The sequence below is a fragment of the Pseudomonas sp. NPDC087804 genome (genome assembly GCF_044742965.1).
Lineage (GTDB): Bacteria > Pseudomonadota > Gammaproteobacteria > Pseudomonadales > Pseudomonadaceae > Aquipseudomonas > Aquipseudomonas rustica.
In genome coordinates, this window is the sequence record NZ_JBIUVN010000003.1 from 30,453 (window position 1) to 45,427 (window position 14,975).

At 60.9% G+C, this 14,975-nt stretch carries 16 protein-coding genes and 1 pseudogene; 8 read left to right on the forward strand and 9 right to left on the reverse strand.

Annotated elements, in window-relative coordinates:
- The 7 genes and pseudogenes from ACIOMO_RS08840 to bioB all read right to left on the reverse strand — a co-directional run.
- Window positions 1-1,148: pseudogene (locus ACIOMO_RS08840) on the reverse strand (phenylacyl-CoA dehydrogenase); the annotation flags it as partial.
- A gap of 275 nt (window positions 1,149-1,423) precedes the next feature.
- Window positions 1,424-1,720, reverse strand: a complete 297-nt coding sequence (locus ACIOMO_RS08845; RefSeq protein ID WP_401240016.1) for a pyrroloquinoline quinone biosynthesis protein PqqE — start codon at window positions 1,718-1,720, stop codon at window positions 1,424-1,426.
- Between the two features lie 108 nt (window positions 1,721-1,828).
- A complete protein-coding gene (gene bioD / locus ACIOMO_RS08850) occupies window positions 1,829-2,509 on the reverse strand; it encodes a dethiobiotin synthase (protein WP_064388198.1) in 681 nt (226 codons plus the stop codon).
- Window positions 2,506-3,315 (reverse strand): malonyl-ACP O-methyltransferase BioC, encoded by an 810-nt coding sequence (gene bioC / locus ACIOMO_RS08855; RefSeq protein WP_401240018.1) that lies wholly within the window; start codon window positions 3,313-3,315, stop codon window positions 2,506-2,508. Before bioC ends, bioD begins: the two co-directional genes overlap by 4 nt.
- Window positions 3,308-4,039 carry an alpha/beta fold hydrolase gene (locus tag ACIOMO_RS08860; protein ID WP_401240020.1) on the reverse strand — a complete coding sequence of 244 codons (732 nt, stop codon included), beginning with the start codon at window positions 4,037-4,039 and terminating at the stop codon, window positions 3,308-3,310. Before ACIOMO_RS08860 ends, bioC begins: the two co-directional genes overlap by 8 nt.
- Window positions 4,032-5,210, reverse strand: a complete 1,179-nt coding sequence (gene bioF, locus ACIOMO_RS08865) for an 8-amino-7-oxononanoate synthase (RefSeq protein WP_401240023.1) — start codon at window positions 5,208-5,210, stop codon at window positions 4,032-4,034. The genes ACIOMO_RS08860 and bioF overlap by 8 nt, the downstream gene beginning before the upstream one ends.
- Window positions 5,211-5,340: 130 nt before the next feature.
- Entirely contained in the window at window positions 5,341-6,396 is a 1,056-nt protein-coding gene (gene bioB, locus ACIOMO_RS08870) for a biotin synthase BioB (protein WP_401240025.1), read from the reverse strand.
- Window positions 6,397-6,487: 91 nt separating this feature from the next.
- Here bioB and ACIOMO_RS08875 point away from each other — a divergent pair, with 91 nt between their 5' ends.
- From ACIOMO_RS08875 to ACIOMO_RS08890, 4 genes are all read left to right on the forward strand, one after another.
- Window positions 6,488-7,222 (forward strand): ComF family protein, encoded by a 735-nt coding sequence (locus ACIOMO_RS08875; RefSeq protein WP_401240028.1) that lies wholly within the window; start codon window positions 6,488-6,490, stop codon window positions 7,220-7,222.
- A gap of 176 nt (window positions 7,223-7,398) precedes the next feature.
- Entirely contained in the window at window positions 7,399-8,163 is a 765-nt protein-coding gene (locus tag ACIOMO_RS08880) for a TOBE domain-containing protein (RefSeq protein ID WP_282357671.1), read from the forward strand.
- 69 nt (window positions 8,164-8,232) lie between these two features.
- Entirely contained in the window at window positions 8,233-10,134 is a 1,902-nt protein-coding gene (locus ACIOMO_RS08885; protein WP_401240032.1) for a PhoX family protein, read from the forward strand.
- 165 nt (window positions 10,135-10,299) lie between these two features.
- On the forward strand, window positions 10,300-11,274 hold the full coding sequence (locus ACIOMO_RS08890) for a serine/threonine protein kinase (protein WP_053124475.1): 975 nt from the start codon (window positions 10,300-10,302) through the stop codon (window positions 11,272-11,274).
- Between the two features lie 12 nt (window positions 11,275-11,286).
- Here ACIOMO_RS08890 and mtgA read toward each other — a convergent pair whose 3' ends face one another.
- Window positions 11,287-12,009, reverse strand: a complete 723-nt coding sequence (gene mtgA / locus ACIOMO_RS08895; protein ID WP_401240035.1) for a monofunctional biosynthetic peptidoglycan transglycosylase — start codon at window positions 12,007-12,009, stop codon at window positions 11,287-11,289.
- Between the two features lie 74 nt (window positions 12,010-12,083).
- Here mtgA and ACIOMO_RS08900 point away from each other — a divergent pair, with 74 nt between their 5' ends.
- From ACIOMO_RS08900 to trmB, 4 genes are all read left to right on the forward strand, one after another.
- Window positions 12,084-12,455: a DUF423 domain-containing protein gene (locus ACIOMO_RS08900; RefSeq protein WP_201228806.1), complete on the forward strand. Its 372-nt coding sequence runs from the start codon at window positions 12,084-12,086 to the stop codon at window positions 12,453-12,455.
- Window positions 12,456-12,713: 258 nt separating this feature from the next.
- Entirely contained in the window at window positions 12,714-12,914 is a 201-nt protein-coding gene (thiS, locus tag ACIOMO_RS08905; protein ID WP_122604433.1) for a sulfur carrier protein ThiS, read from the forward strand.
- A gap of 60 nt (window positions 12,915-12,974) precedes the next feature.
- On the forward strand, window positions 12,975-13,769 hold the full coding sequence (locus tag ACIOMO_RS08910; protein ID WP_007913621.1) for a thiazole synthase: 795 nt from the start codon (window positions 12,975-12,977) through the stop codon (window positions 13,767-13,769).
- A 9-nt stretch (window positions 13,770-13,778) separates the two neighbouring features.
- On the forward strand, window positions 13,779-14,504 hold the full coding sequence (gene trmB / locus ACIOMO_RS08915) for a tRNA (guanosine(46)-N7)-methyltransferase TrmB (protein ID WP_159815401.1): 726 nt from the start codon (window positions 13,779-13,781) through the stop codon (window positions 14,502-14,504).
- Window positions 14,505-14,638: 134 nt separating this feature from the next.
- On the opposite strand, the gene ACIOMO_RS08920 is transcribed toward trmB, so the two are convergent.
- Window positions 14,639-14,962, reverse strand: a complete 324-nt coding sequence (locus ACIOMO_RS08920; RefSeq protein ID WP_007913629.1) for a DUF3392 domain-containing protein — start codon at window positions 14,960-14,962, stop codon at window positions 14,639-14,641.
- Window positions 14,963-14,975 lie beyond the last annotated feature (13 nt).

Sequence of the window (14,975 nt, forward strand, 5' to 3'; positions counted from 1 at the left end):
TTCTCTTCTTCATCGACGCCGTATTTGACGATGTCGACCTGTTTGGCGGTGAAGTACACCATCGCACGGTTGCCTTCGGCGAACGCCTTCATGGTCAACAGCATGCGGCGTACGTCTGGGTGAACGATGATCGGGTCGGCAGCTTTTTCCGGCGCTTTCGGGCCAGTCAGCGAGCGCATTTGCAGACGATCGCGAGCGTATTTCAGGCCGCCCTGGAAACCGATTTCGGCGTGGGCCAGACCTTGCAGCGCGGTACCCAAACGTGCGGTGTTCATAAAGGTGAACATGCAGTTCAGGCCTTTGTTCGCCGGGCCGATCAGGTAACCGGTGGCGCCGTCGAAGTTCATCACGCAAGTGGCGTTGCCGTGGATACCCATCTTGTGTTCCAGCGAGCCGCAGGTCACTGCGTTGCGCTCACCGACGGTGCCATCGGCATTCGGCATGAACTTTGGAACGATGAACAGCGAGATGCCTTTGGTGCCAGCCGGTGCGTCCGGCAGGCGGGCCAGCACGATGTGGACGATGTTGTCGGCCATATCGTGTTCACCGGCCGAGATGAAGATCTTGGTGCCGGAGACTTTGTAGGAACCGTCGGCCTGAGGTTCGGCCTTGGTGCGCAGCATGCCCAGGTCGGTGCCGCAGTGCGGTTCGGTCAGGCACATGGTGCCGGTCCATTCACCGGAGACCAGTTTGGTCAGATAGGCTTCTTGCTGCTCTGGTGTGCCGTGCTCAGAGATGGTGTTCATCGCGCCGTGCGACAGGCCTGGGTACATGCCCCACGACCAGTTGGCTTCGCCAACCATTTCGCTCACGGCCAGACCCAACGACTCCGGCAGGCCCTGGCCGCCGTGCTCAACGTCGTGAGCGAGGCTTGGCCAGCCGCCTTCAACGAATTGCTTGTAAGCCTCTTTGAAGCCCGTCGGGGTTTTCACGCCGGACTCGCTCCAGGTGCAACCTTCGAGGTCGCCCACGCGGTTCAGCGGTGCCAGTACCTGCTCACAAAACTTGGCGCCTTCTTCGAGAATGGCGTCAACCATGTCCGGAGTCGCGTCTGCGCAAGCCGGAAGGCTCTGATAGTGCGCTTCGTAGCCGAGCAGCTCGTCACGAACGAAGCGAATATCACGCAAGGGGGCCTTGTAGTCAGGCATAGCGATAAACCTCTGCTGATGTAACCGGGAATGAACGACCGTGTTGATTTGTTGTGACGGTCAAACAGTTGTTTGAAACATACGTTTACGCCGAAATCTTGTCAAGCGTCGATCTTTTGCCGTTCGTCATCGCAGCTTTCAAACGCCGGACACAGCAAACCGCCATGGACTCGAACGAGCCACGAGCGCTGAAAAAAGATTAGTTGAGGGAGAAGGACTTACAACGAAAAACGCCGCGACAAGGCGCGGCGTTCAGCAGGCAGATGAAGAAGCAATCAGGCAAACGTATCGATGATCGTACCCAACACTTCGTCGGATGCCTTGACGACCTTCGCGCCCAGATCCACCTGGAATTTGCCCTGCGCCATCTGCACCATGTCGCTGCCCGGATCCATTTGCTGGCTGCGATCGACGCCACGCAGACGATCAACCTGAGCCTCCGATGACTGGCTGGTGACCGAGCGTTCGATGGTGGTGTTGGCGATCTGGCTGGCAACCTGATCCACACGGTTCTGCCCGCTCTGAATCGAGCTCAGCCCCGCGTAAAAAGCTGTGTTACCGGAGATTTCCATAACGGTTCTCATCCCTGGGAAGGATCAATAGTCGTCATTGAAGCAGACGCGCCAGAAAAACACCCGTCAAAAACACTAATGGCACAGTGCCTGCTCATAGTGAAAAACTTAGTCGAGCAAATCCAGTTGCAGATGATCGGCCACCGCCTCTGCGCTCAACGCCTTGAGTTTCGGCACCCGACCCAAACACGGCGCCGGAATCCGCTCGGCCAATGTCGCCAGATTCTCCTCCAGCCGCGACGTCTTCGGATCGATGATGTTCGCCACCCACCCCGCCAGTTGCAGACCATCCCGGGCAATCGCCTCAGCCGTCAGCAGCGCATGACTGATGCAGCCCAAGCGCACGCCCACCACCAGAATCACCGGCAGCTTCAGCGCAATCGCCAGATCCGACAAATTATCCTGATCCGCCAACGGCACGCGCCAGCCACCTGCACCTTCGATCAGAGTGAAATCGGCATTCATCGCCAGAATCTCGCGCATCGGCGCCAGCAGCGATTGCACGGTCAACGCCACACCCGCTTCACGCGCCGCCAGATGCGGCGCGATGGCCGGCTCGAACGCCACCGGATTGACCTGTTGATAAGTCAGCGGCACGGAACACTCGGCCAACAGCGCCAACGCATCCGAGTTGCGCAAACCCTTGGGCGTCACTTCGCAGCCGGAAGCCACCGGTTTGCCCGCCGCCGTGCTCAGCCCGGCCGAGCGCGCCGCGTGCAGCAACCCGGCGGCCACCGTGGTCTTGCCGACATCGGTATCGGTTCCGGTGATGAAATAGGCTGCGCTCATACGGGTTTCTCCAACACGGCGTAGACCACCTGATAAGTCGCCGGCAATCCCGACGCCTCACGGAACTGCTCATAAGCGTCGACCAGCCCAAGAATCCGCGCGCGCCCGGTCAAACCGCCCGGTCGCCCCGGATTCAGATTGTGTGCACCCAACGCTTTCAATTCATGGGTCAGGCTGCGCACATCCGGGTAATGCAGCACATGCGCCTGATTCTGCAGACTCAGCGTGCGCAAGCCACTCGCTGCACACAATTGTTCATAACGGGCAAACTCGCGGAAGCGGTTGACGTGCACCATCCCGTCGACCTGCCGCCAGCTGTCGCGCAACTCAAACAACGTCCCTACACAAAGACTAGCAAACGCAAAAATTCCGCCCGGTTTCAGCACGCGAAAGGGTTCGCTGAGCACCGCCTCGAAATCCGCACACCACTGCACCGCGAGGCTGGAGAAGATCAGATCGCAGGTCGAATCCTGCAACGGCAGCCGCTCCGCATCACCGGCGATGAAATGCTCGGCGCCGCCCAATGGCCGCGCGTGATCAAGCATGCCCTCGGCGATGTCCAGCGCCAGCCCGTGGCCCTCGGCAAACCGCGAAGCCAGCGCGCGGGTGAAATAACCGGTGCCGCAACCGAGATCCAGCCAGCGCGCCGGGACGAAATCCGATGGCAAACGCTGAATCAACTGTGTACCGACATCACGTTGCAACTCGGCGACACTGTCGTAACTGGCCGCTGCACGAGAAAAAGAGGCTGCGACCTGACGCTTGTCAGGCAAGCCGCCAGGCAGCACAAGAGACAAATCAGTCATCACCGCACTCATGTAAAAAAGCCTGGATCGCACCCGCCAGTCCGTGGGGATCTTCCAGAAGAAACGCATGACTGGCCTGTTCGATCAGACCAATTTCGATATCCGGCAACAAAGTGAACAACTCCCCCGCTGCCTCCGCCGGCACCAGCGCGTCCTGCCCGCCAAACAGATGCAACTGCGGGCCACGAAACGCCTGCAGCGCATCGCGGGTGTCGATCTGTGCGAGCAATTCCAGCCCGGCCATCAATGCTGACGGCGCGGTATTCGGCGCGCCGCCGAGCAACAATCGCGACAAGCCGCGCGGGTCTTGCGCGCCCTGAGCACACAGCAGCGAAAACCGTTTAAGAGTGGTGCGCGGGTCGGCTTGGCAACCGGCGAGAAACGCGTCGAAGGTCTCGCCCGCCATCGCACTCGGCCATTGCTCATGGGCAACGAAAGAAGGATTGCTCGCCAGCGTCAGCAACCCGCAGCAATGCTCGCCACGCCGCGCCGCCAACTCGGATGCGAGCATGCCACCCAGCGACCAGCCGCCGAGCCATACATTTTGAGGAATGCTTTCATCGAGCTCGTCGAGCCAGTCTTGCAGGTCACTGGAATCCAGTTCCGGCAGCGGCTCGATGTCGACTTTCAGATGTTCATCGAGGCCTTGCAACGCCGCGGCCAGAGGCTCCATCGGCGACACGCCGAGGCCCCAGCCGGGCAACAGAATCAGGCGATCACGCATGGCTTGGCTCCAGCGAAAGTTGGGCAAAGCAATCGGCCAGTCCTTCTAACAATAGCTGCACCTGCGCCTCGCTGTGCGCAGCGGTCAGGGTCACGCGCAAACGCGCACTGCCGGCAGGCACGGTGGGCGGACGGATCGCAGTAACCATCAGCCCGCGCTCGCGCAACATCTGCGACAAGCGCACCGCACGCCCGGCATCGCCAATCATGATCGGTTGGATCGGCGTGAAGCTGTCCATCAGTTCCAGGCCAATCTGCTCGGCGCCTTGGCGGAACTGGCGGATCAGCGTTTGCAAATGCTCGCGTCGCCAATGTTCAGTGCGCAGCAACTCCAGACTTTTCAGCGTCGCACACGCCAGCGCCGGTGGCTGGCTGGTGGTGTAGATGTATGGGCGGGCGAACTGGATCAGGCTTTCGATCAGTTCCTCGCTGCCGGCGACGAAAGCGCCAGCCGTGCCGAAGGCTTTGCCGAGGGTGCCGACCAACACCGGCACATCCTCCTGACTTAAACCGAAGTGTTCGACGATGCCGCCGCCATTCGCGCCGAGCGGGCCGAAACCGTGCGCGTCATCGACCATCAGCCACGCGCCTTTGGCCTTGGCTGCGCGGGCGAGAGCCGGCAAGTCGGCCAGATCGCCGTCCATGCTGAATACGCCGTCGGTGACCACCAGCGTGTTGCCGGTGGCTTTCTCCAGGCGCTTGGCCAGGCTTTCGGCGTCGTTGTGCAGATAGCGATTGAAACGCGCGCCGGACAACAACCCGGCATCCAGCAACGAGGCGTGATTGAGGCGATCTTCCAGCACCGTATCGCCCTGCCCGACCAGCGCAGTGACCGCGCCGAGGTTGGCCATGTAGCCGGTAGTGAACAGCAGCGCACGCGGGCGACCGGTGAGGTCGGCCAAGGCTTCTTCGAGGGCGTGGTGCGGGGTGCTGTGGCCGATCACCAAGTGCGAGGCACCGCCACCGACGCCCCAGCGTTCGGCACCGGCGCGCCAGGCTTCGATGACTTGCGGGTGGTTGGCCAAGCCAAGGTAATCGTTGTTGCAGAAGGCCAGCAACGATTGGCCATCGACCACCACTTCCGGCCCCTGCGGGGATTCGAGTAGCGGGCGCTGGCGATAGAGGTTTTCGGCACGACGGGCAGCAAGGCGTGCGGCGAGATCGAAAGACATGCAGGCCTCACATCTGAAAAATGACTGTGTAGGAGCTGCCGAAGGCTGCGATCTTTTGATGTTGTTTTTTAAAAGACAAGATCAAAAGATCGCAGCCTTCGGCAGCTCCTACATGGAATCCGTGGGGCGATCAGACGGCAGCGTTGTAGAACTGCTCGCTGCTCTTCTGCTCCACCAGCGCCTGCTCGATCGCGGCCTGGTGAACCTCGTCGGCATGCTCTTCACGCGCTTCCGGCTGGATGCCCAGACGCGCAAACAGTTGCATGTCCTTGTCCGCCTGCGGGTTGGCAGTGGTCAGCAACTTGTCGCCGTAGAAAATCGAGTTGGCACCGGCGAAGAACGCGAGGGCCTGCATCTGCTCATTCATCGCTTCGCGGCCGGCGGACAGGCGCACGTGGGATTGCGGCATGAGGATGCGCGCCACCGCGAGCATGCGGATAAAGTCGAACGGGTCGATGTCTTCGGCGTTTTCCAGCGGCGTGCCGGCGACTTTCACCAGCATGTTGATCGGCACCGATTCCGGATGCTCTGGCAGGTTGGCCAGTTGAATCAGCAGATTGGCGCGATCGTCCAGCGACTCGCCCATGCCGAGAATCCCGCCCGAGCAGATCTTCATCCCCGACTCACGCACGTAGGCCAGCGTTTGCAGGCGCTCGCTGTAAGTGCGGGTGGTGATGATGCTGCCGTAGAACTCAGGCGACGTGTCGAGATTGTGGTTGTAGTAATCGAGGCCGGCCTTGGCCAGTGCTTCGGTCTGATCCTGATCGAGACGACCGAGGGTCATGCAGGTTTCCAGACCCAGGGCTTTCACGCCTTCAACCATTTTCAGCACGTACGGCATGTCTTTCGCCGACGGATGTTTCCACGCCGCGCCCATGCAGAAGCGCGTCGAGCCGATCGCCTTGGCGCGCGCCGCCTCTTCGAGGACTTTCTGCACTTCCATCAGCTTTTCTTTTTCCAGGCCGGTGTTGTAGTGACCGGACTGCGGGCAGTACTTGCAGTCTTCCGGGCAGGCGCCAGTCTTGATCGACAACAAGGTCGAGACCTGCACGCGGTTGGCGTTGAAATGCGCGCGGTGCACCGTTTGCGCCTGGAACAGCAAGTCGTTGAAGGGCTGTACGAAGAGTGCTCTGACTTCGGCCAAAGACCAGTCGTGACGCAGGGTGGCGGTGGTGCTCGCGCTCATGGGTAATTCCTTGGTTATGCTTGGTTCGCGACTGGGGAAACGGAATACCCACAGGCGCTACACGGATGTTCGGCATATTTAAGGAAGAGTCATGCGCTGTCAACCACGATACAAAGGGTCGGTTTACATCTGTTTAAAAAACGTACAGACATGTTTGTTGTGCGATGAGGCCGCAGAAGCAGAAATGCCAATTTGCGTCGCTTGCGAAACTGAACTGCCGTGGCTCGGAGACCACTGCGTCACCTGTGCATTGCCGCTGGCCGCCGCGGGCCTAACCTGCGGCGAGTGCCTGCTAGAGCCGCCGGCGTTCGAACAGGTCGTTGTGCCGTGGTTGTATGGCTTCCCGGTTGACAGTTTGATTACGCGGTTTAAACACAACGCGAAATGGCCGTTTGGCCACCTGCTCGCCGACGTTCTCGGGCAATACCTGCAACATCGCTTCGAAGAGGATCTGCCGAGGCCGGATGTGTTGTTGCCGGTGCCGCTGGCGAAACAGCGCTTGCGTCAACGGGGCTTCGATCAGGCGGCAATGCTGGCGCGATGGTTGAGCGCGTCGCTGGATTTGCCCTGTGAGGAACGGATGCTGCACAGGGTGCAAAACACCAGCGCCCAGCAGGATCTCGACGCCAAAGCGCGCAAACGTAACTTGCGTGAAGCGTTCAGTCTGGATCCTGACGCCAAAGTCCAAGGCCGACATCTGGCGTTGGTCGATGATGTGCTGACCACCGGCGCCACGGCCCAAGCGTTAGCCCGATTGCTAATGAATGCCGGTGCAGCAAGAGTCGATGTCTACTGCCTCGCCCGCACGCCAAAACCCGGAACCTGAAACCAACACATAACCCCTGTAGCAGCTGCGGCACGCTGCGATCTTTTGATCTTCAAAAACAACATCAAAAGATCGCAGCGTGCCGCAGCTCCTACAAGGGATTGGGTTGGGCTTGACTCTCGCGTGGCAAGCAGCCAACTTCACTCCCCACCGCCACGGCTAAAAAGCACCCCTTCATGTCCATGCCTTCCCTGCTCTCCCAGCACATCGTCCGTCGTCCGCAGCGTATCGCCCTGCTGCAACACATCGCCGAACAAGGCTCGATCACCCGCGCCGCAAAAAGCGCCGGTCTGAGCTACAAAGCCGCGTGGGACGCCATCGATGAGCTGAACAATCTGGCGCAGAAACCGTTGGTCGAACGCGCCGTCGGTGGCAAGGGCGGCGGTGGCGCCAAGCTGTCCAGCGAAGGCGAACGCGTGCTGCGCCTGTATCAAAAGCTGCAAGCCTTGCAGGCGCAGGTGCTGGAAGCGGCGGAAGACGCCAGCGATCTCGATCTGCTCGGCCGATTGATGCTGCGAACCAGCGCGCGCAATCAGTTGCACGGCAAAGTCATCGCCATCGAAGCGCAGGGCCGCAATGACTTGATCCGTCTCGAACTGGCCGAAGGGCTGAGCCTCGACGCACAGATCACCCACGACAGCACCGTGCACCTTGAACTGCAAAACGGTACCGAAGTGGTCGCGCTGATCAAGGCCGGCTGGCTGGAATTGCTCACCGCTGAACAATCTGCAACGCCGGGACACAATCTCCTCACCGGCACCATCGAAGCGATCCTTGACGCCGAAGACGGCCCGAGTGAAGTGCGAATCTCCCTGCCCAACGGCCACACACTCTGCGCGCTGGCTGAGCCGATGGATCTGCGCACCCGTGGGCTGACCGTCGAACAACCGGTGCAGGTGCAGTTCTCGCCGTCGAATGTGTTGATCGGTACGCCGCTCTAAATCGAGCCTGCAACAAAAACGTCATAGACCCTGATTAAGGTGGCTGCCAAACCAAGCAGGGAGCCTGACGTGAGCCTATTAGAAGAAAACCAATCCACTGACCTGGAAAAAATGGTCGGCCTCAGCCGTCGCGGCTTCATCAGCGCCGGCGCGTTGTGCGGCGCGGCGATGTTCCTTGGCGGTAACCTGCTGAGCCGCAGCGTGCTGGCCGCCAGCGTCAGCGCCGGCAATAGCAGCCTGCTCGGTTTCGACAGCATTCCCGCCGCGACCAGCGACGTCATCAGCCTGCCCAAAGGCTACAAGTCTTCGGTGCTGATCAGTTGGGGCCAGCCGCTGAGCAAGAACGGCCCGGCCTTTGACCCGAGTGGCAACGGCAGCGCCGCCGCACAGGAAGTGCAGTTCGGCGACAACAACGACGGCATGAGCCTGTTCGCCTTCCCCGATGACAAAAACCGCGCGCTGATGGCGATCAACAACGAATACACCAACTATCGCTACCTCTACCCGCACGGCGGCATGCCGCAGTCGGCCGAAGAAGTGCGCAAGGCGCTGGCCTGTGAAGGCGTGTCGGTGATTGAAGTGCAGCGCAAGAGTGGTCAGTGGCAGTTCGTTCAGGGCTCGCGCTACAACCGCCGCATTCACGGCAACTCGCCGTTGCGCATTGGCGGCCCGGCGGCTGGTCACGAGTTGCTGAAAACCAGCGCCGACCCGAGCGGCAAAAAAGTCCTCGGCACCTTTCAGAATTGCGCCAACGGCAAAACGCCGTGGGGCACTTACCTGACCTGCGAAGAGAACTTCACCGACTGCTTCGGCAGCAGCAACGCCGAGCAGAAATTCGACGCCGCGCAAAAACGCTACGGCGTGGTCGCCACCAGCAAAGAGATCAACTGGCACCCGCACGATCCGCGCTTCGACATGGCGAAGAATCCCAACGAGCTCAACCGTCACGGCTGGGTGGTCGAGATCGATCCGTTCGATCCGCAATCGACACCGGTCAAACGCACAGCGCTGGGCCGCTTCAAACATGAAAACGCCGCACTGGCGGAAACCGCTGACGGCCACGCCGTGGTGTACATGGGCGACGACGAGCGCGGCGAGTTCATCTACAAATTCGTCAGCCGCGACAAGATCAACCACCGCAACGCCAAGGCCAATCGCGACATTCTCGATCACGGCACTTTGTACGTGGCCAAGTTCGACGCCGGCGACAGCAACCCCGATCACCCGAAGGGCCAAGGCCAGTGGATCGAACTGAGCCACGGTAAAAACGGCATCGACGCCAGCAGCGGTTTTGCCGATCAGGCCGAAGTGCTGATTCACGCGCGCCTCGCTGCGAGCGTCGTCGGTGCAACGCGCATGGATCGCCCGGAGTGGATCGTCGTCAGCCCCAAGGACGGCCAGGTTTATTGCACCCTGACCAACAACGCCAAACGTGGCGAGGACGGGCAACCGGTGGGCGGGCCGAACCCGCGTGAGAAGAATGTCTACGGGCAGATTCTGCGCTGGCGCACCGACCGTGATGATCACGGCTCGAACACCTTCGCCTGGGATCTGTTTGTGGTCGCCGGCAATCCGGGTGTGCACGCCGGGACGCCGAAGGGCGGATCGTCGAACATCACCCCGCAGAACATGTTCAACAGCCCCGATGGTTTGGGTTTTGACGATGCCGGGCGGCTGTGGATTCTGACTGACGGCGATTCGAGCAACGCCGGGGATTTTGCCGGAATGGGCAATAACCAGATGTTGTGCGCCGATCCTGTGACCGGTGAGATTCGCCGGTTTATGGTCGGGCCGATTGGTTGTGAGGTGACGGGGATCAGCTTCTCGCCGGATCAGAAGACGCTGTTTGTCGGGATTCAGCATCCGGGGGAGAACGGTGGGTCGACGTTCCCGGAGCATTTGCCGAATGGCAAACCGCGGTCGTCGGTGATGGCGATCACCCGTGAGGACGGCGGGATCGTCGGCGCCTGACAGGCCCTCATCGCGAGCGGGCTCACTCCTACAGGGTACGCATTCCAAATGTAGGAGTGAGCCTGCTCGCGATAGCGTCAGCGAAGACACCAACCACCTCCCCCGCTGCCATCTGCGCTACCATGCTGGGCCGGACGCGGCAGCCTGCTGCGCGCAGGAGTCAGCATGGCCCACCCGTTTGAAACCCTCACACCCGATCTCGTGCTCGATGCCGTTGAAAGCATCGGTTTTCTCAGTGATGCGCGCATTCTGGCGCTCAACAGCTACGAGAACCGCGTCTATCAGGTCGGCATCGAAGACTCCGAACCGCTGATCGCCAAGTTCTACCGCCCGCAACGCTGGACCAACGAAGCCATCCTCGAAGAACACAAATTCACCTTCGAACTGGCCGACGTCGACATCCCGGTGGTTGCACCCATGATCCACAACGGCGAAACCCTGCACGAACACGCCGGTTTCCGCTTCACCCTGTTTCCGCGTCGTGGCGGCCGGGCGCCGGAGCCGGGCAATCTTGATCAGCTGTATCGCCTCGGCCAGTTGCTCGGGCGCATTCACGCGGTCGGCGCGACCAAGCCGTTCGAACACCGTGAAGCGCTGGGCGTACAGAACTTCGGCCACGCCTCGCTGAACACTTTGCTCGAAGGCAATTTCATTCCGAAAAGTTTGCTGCCGGCTTATGAGTCGGTGGCCCGCGATCTGCTCAAGCGTGTCGAGGATGTCTACGCCGCGACGCCGCACCAGAACATCCGCATGCACGGCGACTGTCACCCCGGCAACATGATGTGCCGCGACGAGATGTTCCACATCGTCGACCTCGACGACTGCCGCATGGGCCCGGCGGTGCAGGACATCTGGATGATGCTCGCCGGCGACCGTCAGGAATGCCTCGGGCAGTTATCGGAATTGATGGATGGCTACAACGAGTTTCACGATTTCGACCCGCGCGAACTGGCGCTGATCGAACCGCTGCGCGCCTTGCGTCTGATGCACTACAGCGCGTGGCTGGCACGACGCTGGGATGACCCGGCGTTCCCGCACAGTTTCCCGTGGTTCGGCACCGAGCGTTATTGGGGCGATCAGGTGTTGGCGTTACGCGAACAACTGTCGGCCCTCAATGAAGAGCCGCTGAAGTTGTTCTGACACAGGAAAGGATCAGCGCGCCCACGGTGCCCGGCGCGAATCGTTGAGACCCAGCAGATAGCTGTCGCCACCCAACTGGCTCATCTGCTGGCGAATCCAGCCGGCGCGGCGCGACACGTAAGCGGTCGGATGGCTGGCGCTCCACACGCGCGGATTCGGCAACACCGCCGCCAGATAACTCGCCTGCTGGCGCGACAGCGACTTGGCGCTCACACCGAAATGATGACGGGCGGCAGCTTCGGCGCCGAACACACCGTCATCCCACTCGACGCTGTTCAGGTACACCTCAAGAATCCGCTCCTTGGGCCAGAACACCTCGATCAGCGCGGTAAACCAGGCTTCGAGGCCTTTGCGCAGATAGCTGCGCCCTGCCCACAGAAACAGGTTTTTCGACACTTGCTGGCTCAAGGTGCTGGCGCCGCGAATCGAGCCCCCGAGTTCGTTGTGCGCCAGTGCGGCCTGAATTGCGCTGAAATCAAAACCCCAGTGCTCGGGGAATTTCTGATCCTCGCCGGCCATGACCGCGACTTTGAGATCGTCGGAGATCTCGTCCCACGGCTTCCACGTGCGTTGCAGATCAATCGGCTCGCCGTCGACCCACGACTCGACCTTGCGCTCGACCATCAGCGCCGTGCCCGGCGGCGGTACGAAACGAAAGATCAGCACCAGCACGATGCTGCCGCCCGCGAACCAGAGCAGGGCCTTCGTAAGACGACGGAAAATTGTACGCAGCATAGAGATGGCTTGGCCGAACCCGTGGAGCGGGCCATTATACAGACCCTGCCGATCGAGTCTGACTGGAGTTCTTCATGTTGCGTGGCTTTCTGCTGCTGGCCGCTTTCTTTGGTTTTACCGGTGTCGCGCTGGGCGCATTCGCCGCCCACGGCCTGAAAAACCGTCTGACGCCGGAATATCTGGCGATTTTCCACACCGGCGTCACCTACCAATTGGTGCACACCCTGGCGCTGTTTGGCGTCGCGCTGCTGGCCACGCAGATTCAGGGCCGACTGGTCGCTTGGGCCGGCGTGTCGTTCACTGTCGGCATTCTGCTGTTCTCCGGCAGCCTGTATGTGCTGACCACCACCGGCATCAGCAAGCTCGGCATCATCACCCCGTTCGGCGGCCTCGCCTTCCTGATCGGCTGGCTGTGCCTGGGCCTCGCCGCGTGGCGCCTGACCTGACCTGACCTGACCTGACCTCCGACCTTAACTGATCGCAAACCGCTCTCTGTATCTGATCGCAAACCGCTCCCTGTAGGAGCTGCCGCAGGCTGCGATCTTTTGATCTTGAAAAACAACATCAAAAGATCGCAGCCTGCGGCAGCTCCTACAGAGGCCTGGGCATTTCAGCGGGGCAGCGGGTTTCAAGACGAATGGCTTGGGTCACCCTGTCTGATCGGGCTAGAATGCCAGCCCCTAAAAATGATGGCGGCATTGCGCATGCGCATTCAGTTGAACGGCGAATCCCTTGAACTGCCCGACGGTGAAACCGTTGCGGCCCTGATCACCCGTCTGGAACTGACCGGACGCCGGGTGGCAGTTGAACTCAATCTGGATATCGTCCCGCGCAGCCAGCATGCCGACACCACGCTCAACGACGGCGACAACGTTGAAGTCGTGCACGCCATCGGCGGCGGCTAAGCGGGCGGCCCGCAAGGGCACAGAATTCTGCAAGACCCTCACTCCTAAAGAGGATTCCCCATGAGCATCGTTCGTAGCGACAAGCCTTTTGTGCTGGCCGGTCGTACTTACCAGTCGCGTTTGCTGGTTGGTACCGGCAAGTACCGTGACATGGAAGAAACCCGTCAGGCCATCGAAGCCTCGGGTGCCGAGATCGTCACCTTCGCCGTGCGCCGCACCAACCTCGGTCAGATCGAAGGCGAGCCGAACCTGCTCGACGTGTTGTCGCCGGAGCGCTACACCTTCCTGCCGAACACCGCCGGTTGCTACGACGCCATCGAAGCCGTGCGCACCTGCCGCCTGGCCCGTGAGCTGCTCGACGGTCACAACCTGGTGAAGCTGGAAGTCCTGGCTGACCAGAAGACCCTGTTCCCTAACGTCATCGAAACCCTCAAGGCTGCCGAAACGCTGGTCAAGGAAGGTTTCGACGTGATGGTCTACACCAGCGATGACCCGATCATCGCCCGCCAACTGGCAGAAATCGGCTGCATCGCGGTGATGCCGCTGGCCGGCCTGATCGGTTCCGGTCTGGGGATCTGCAACCCGTACAACCTGCAGATCATCCTTGAAGAAGCCAAGATTCCTGTGTTGGTCGATGCCGGTGTCGGCACTGCGTCCGACGCAACCATCGCCATGGAACTGGGTTGCGATGCGGTGCTGATGAACTCGGCCATCGCCCACGCCCAGCAGCCGGTGATGATGGCTGAAGCCATGAAACACGCCATCGTTGCAGGCCGTCTGGCCTACCTCGCTGGCCGTATGCCGAAAAAACTCTATGCCAGCGCCTCTTCGCCGCTGGATGGTCTGATCAAGTAAGAGCCATTGATGACTGAATCGAACGACACGCCTATCCAGCCGGAAGAAGGCGACGAGCGCCAACACCGCCGCATCAAGAGCTTCGTGATGCGCGCCGGGCGCATGACCGAAGGCCAGCAAAAAGGTCTGGATCAAGGCACCCCGCTGTTCGTGCTGCCGCTGGCTGACGCGCCGGTGGATTACGATCAAGTGTTCGGCCGTTCGGCACCGCGCTCGCTGGAGATCGGTTTCGGCATGGGCCACTCGCTGCTGGAAATGGCTGCAGCGGCACCGGATCAGGATTTCATCGGCGTTGAAGTTCACCGTCCGGGTGTTGGCGCGCTGCTCAATGGCGTGCTGACGCAGGGCCTGACCAACCTGCGGGTCTACGATTGCGACGCGATCGAAGTGCTCAACCGCTGCATCGCCGACAACAGCCTCGATCGCCTGATGCTGTTTTTCCCGGATCCGTGGCACAAGAGCCGTCACCACAAGCGTCGGATCGTTCAGGCGTCGTTCGCTGAACTGGTGCGCAGCAAGTTGAAAGTCGGCGGCATTCTGCACATGGCCACCGACTGGGAACCGTATGCCGAATACATGCTGGAAGTGATGAACGTCGCCCCGGGCTATCGCAACCTTGCCGAAGACGGCAAGTGCGTACCGCGCCCGGCCGAACGCCCGATCACCAAGTTCGAACGCCGCGGCGAACGTCTTGGCCACGGCGTGTGGGATCTGAAGTTCGAAAAACTGTCCTAAGCATCACGCGATGATCGTTGCCACGCTCTGCGTGGGAATGCTGCCCGGGACGCTCTGCGTCCCACAGCGGACGCAGAGCGTCCATTGAGGCATTCCCACGCGGAGCATGGGAACGATCAAAAGCGGCCGAAAGATCAGCGGCGGTCGGCGACTACGCCGATGAGGACGAGAACTACCAACAGCACTGGCGCCAGGCTGTAGTTGTTGAATTGGCTCAAGCCTTTGATCACCCACGGTGTCGCGTAGATCAGCGCCGCGCCGCTGCCGATCACGCACAGCAGCGCCATCAGCGGTACGCGCAAAGCGCCGGCGATGCTGCCCAAGCGTTGCTCGACCCAGCCTTTGAAGTCGGCGCCGAACAACACCAGCAGGCAACCCACCAGCGCCAGGGCGATTTCCGAGAGGTTGCTGCGGCTCCAGCGGGAGACGGTGGCGAGCAGGTCGAGTATCAAATCCATGGTTTTTCCTTAG

Bases quoted from the DNA above. Each gene is read 5' to 3' on its own strand.
- ACIOMO_RS08845 (WP_401240016.1), bottom strand. From the start codon at position 1,720: ATGGAAATCTCCGGTAACACAGCTTTTTACGCGGGGCTGAGCTCGATT.
- bioD (WP_064388198.1), bottom strand. From the start codon at position 2,509: ATGAGCGCAGCCTATTTCATCACCGGAACCGATACCGATGTCGGCAAG.
- bioC (WP_401240018.1), bottom strand. From the start codon at position 3,315: ATGACTGATTTGTCTCTTGTGCTGCCTGGCGGCTTGCCTGACAAGCGT.
- ACIOMO_RS08860 (WP_401240020.1), bottom strand. From the start codon at position 4,039: ATGCGTGATCGCCTGATTCTGTTGCCCGGCTGGGGCCTCGGCGTGTCG.
- bioF (WP_401240023.1), bottom strand. From the start codon at position 5,210: ATGTCTTTCGATCTCGCCGCACGCCTTGCTGCCCGTCGTGCCGAAAAC.
- bioB (WP_401240025.1), bottom strand. From the start codon at position 6,396: ATGAGCGCGAGCACCACCGCCACCCTGCGTCACGACTGGTCTTTGGCC.
- ACIOMO_RS08875 (WP_401240028.1), top strand. From the start codon at position 6,488: ATGCGCTGTCAACCACGATACAAAGGGTCGGTTTACATCTGTTTAAAA.
- ACIOMO_RS08880 (WP_282357671.1), top strand. From the start codon at position 7,399: ATGTCCATGCCTTCCCTGCTCTCCCAGCACATCGTCCGTCGTCCGCAG.
- ACIOMO_RS08890 (WP_053124475.1), top strand. From the start codon at position 10,300: ATGGCCCACCCGTTTGAAACCCTCACACCCGATCTCGTGCTCGATGCC.
- mtgA (WP_401240035.1), bottom strand. From the start codon at position 12,009: ATGCTGCGTACAATTTTCCGTCGTCTTACGAAGGCCCTGCTCTGGTTC.
- ACIOMO_RS08900 (WP_201228806.1), top strand. From the start codon at position 12,084: ATGTTGCGTGGCTTTCTGCTGCTGGCCGCTTTCTTTGGTTTTACCGGT.
- thiS (WP_122604433.1), top strand. From the start codon at position 12,714: ATGCGCATTCAGTTGAACGGCGAATCCCTTGAACTGCCCGACGGTGAA.
- ACIOMO_RS08910 (WP_007913621.1), top strand. From the start codon at position 12,975: ATGAGCATCGTTCGTAGCGACAAGCCTTTTGTGCTGGCCGGTCGTACT.
- trmB (WP_159815401.1), top strand. From the start codon at position 13,779: ATGACTGAATCGAACGACACGCCTATCCAGCCGGAAGAAGGCGACGAG.
- ACIOMO_RS08920 (WP_007913629.1), bottom strand. From the start codon at position 14,962: ATGGATTTGATACTCGACCTGCTCGCCACCGTCTCCCGCTGGAGCCGC.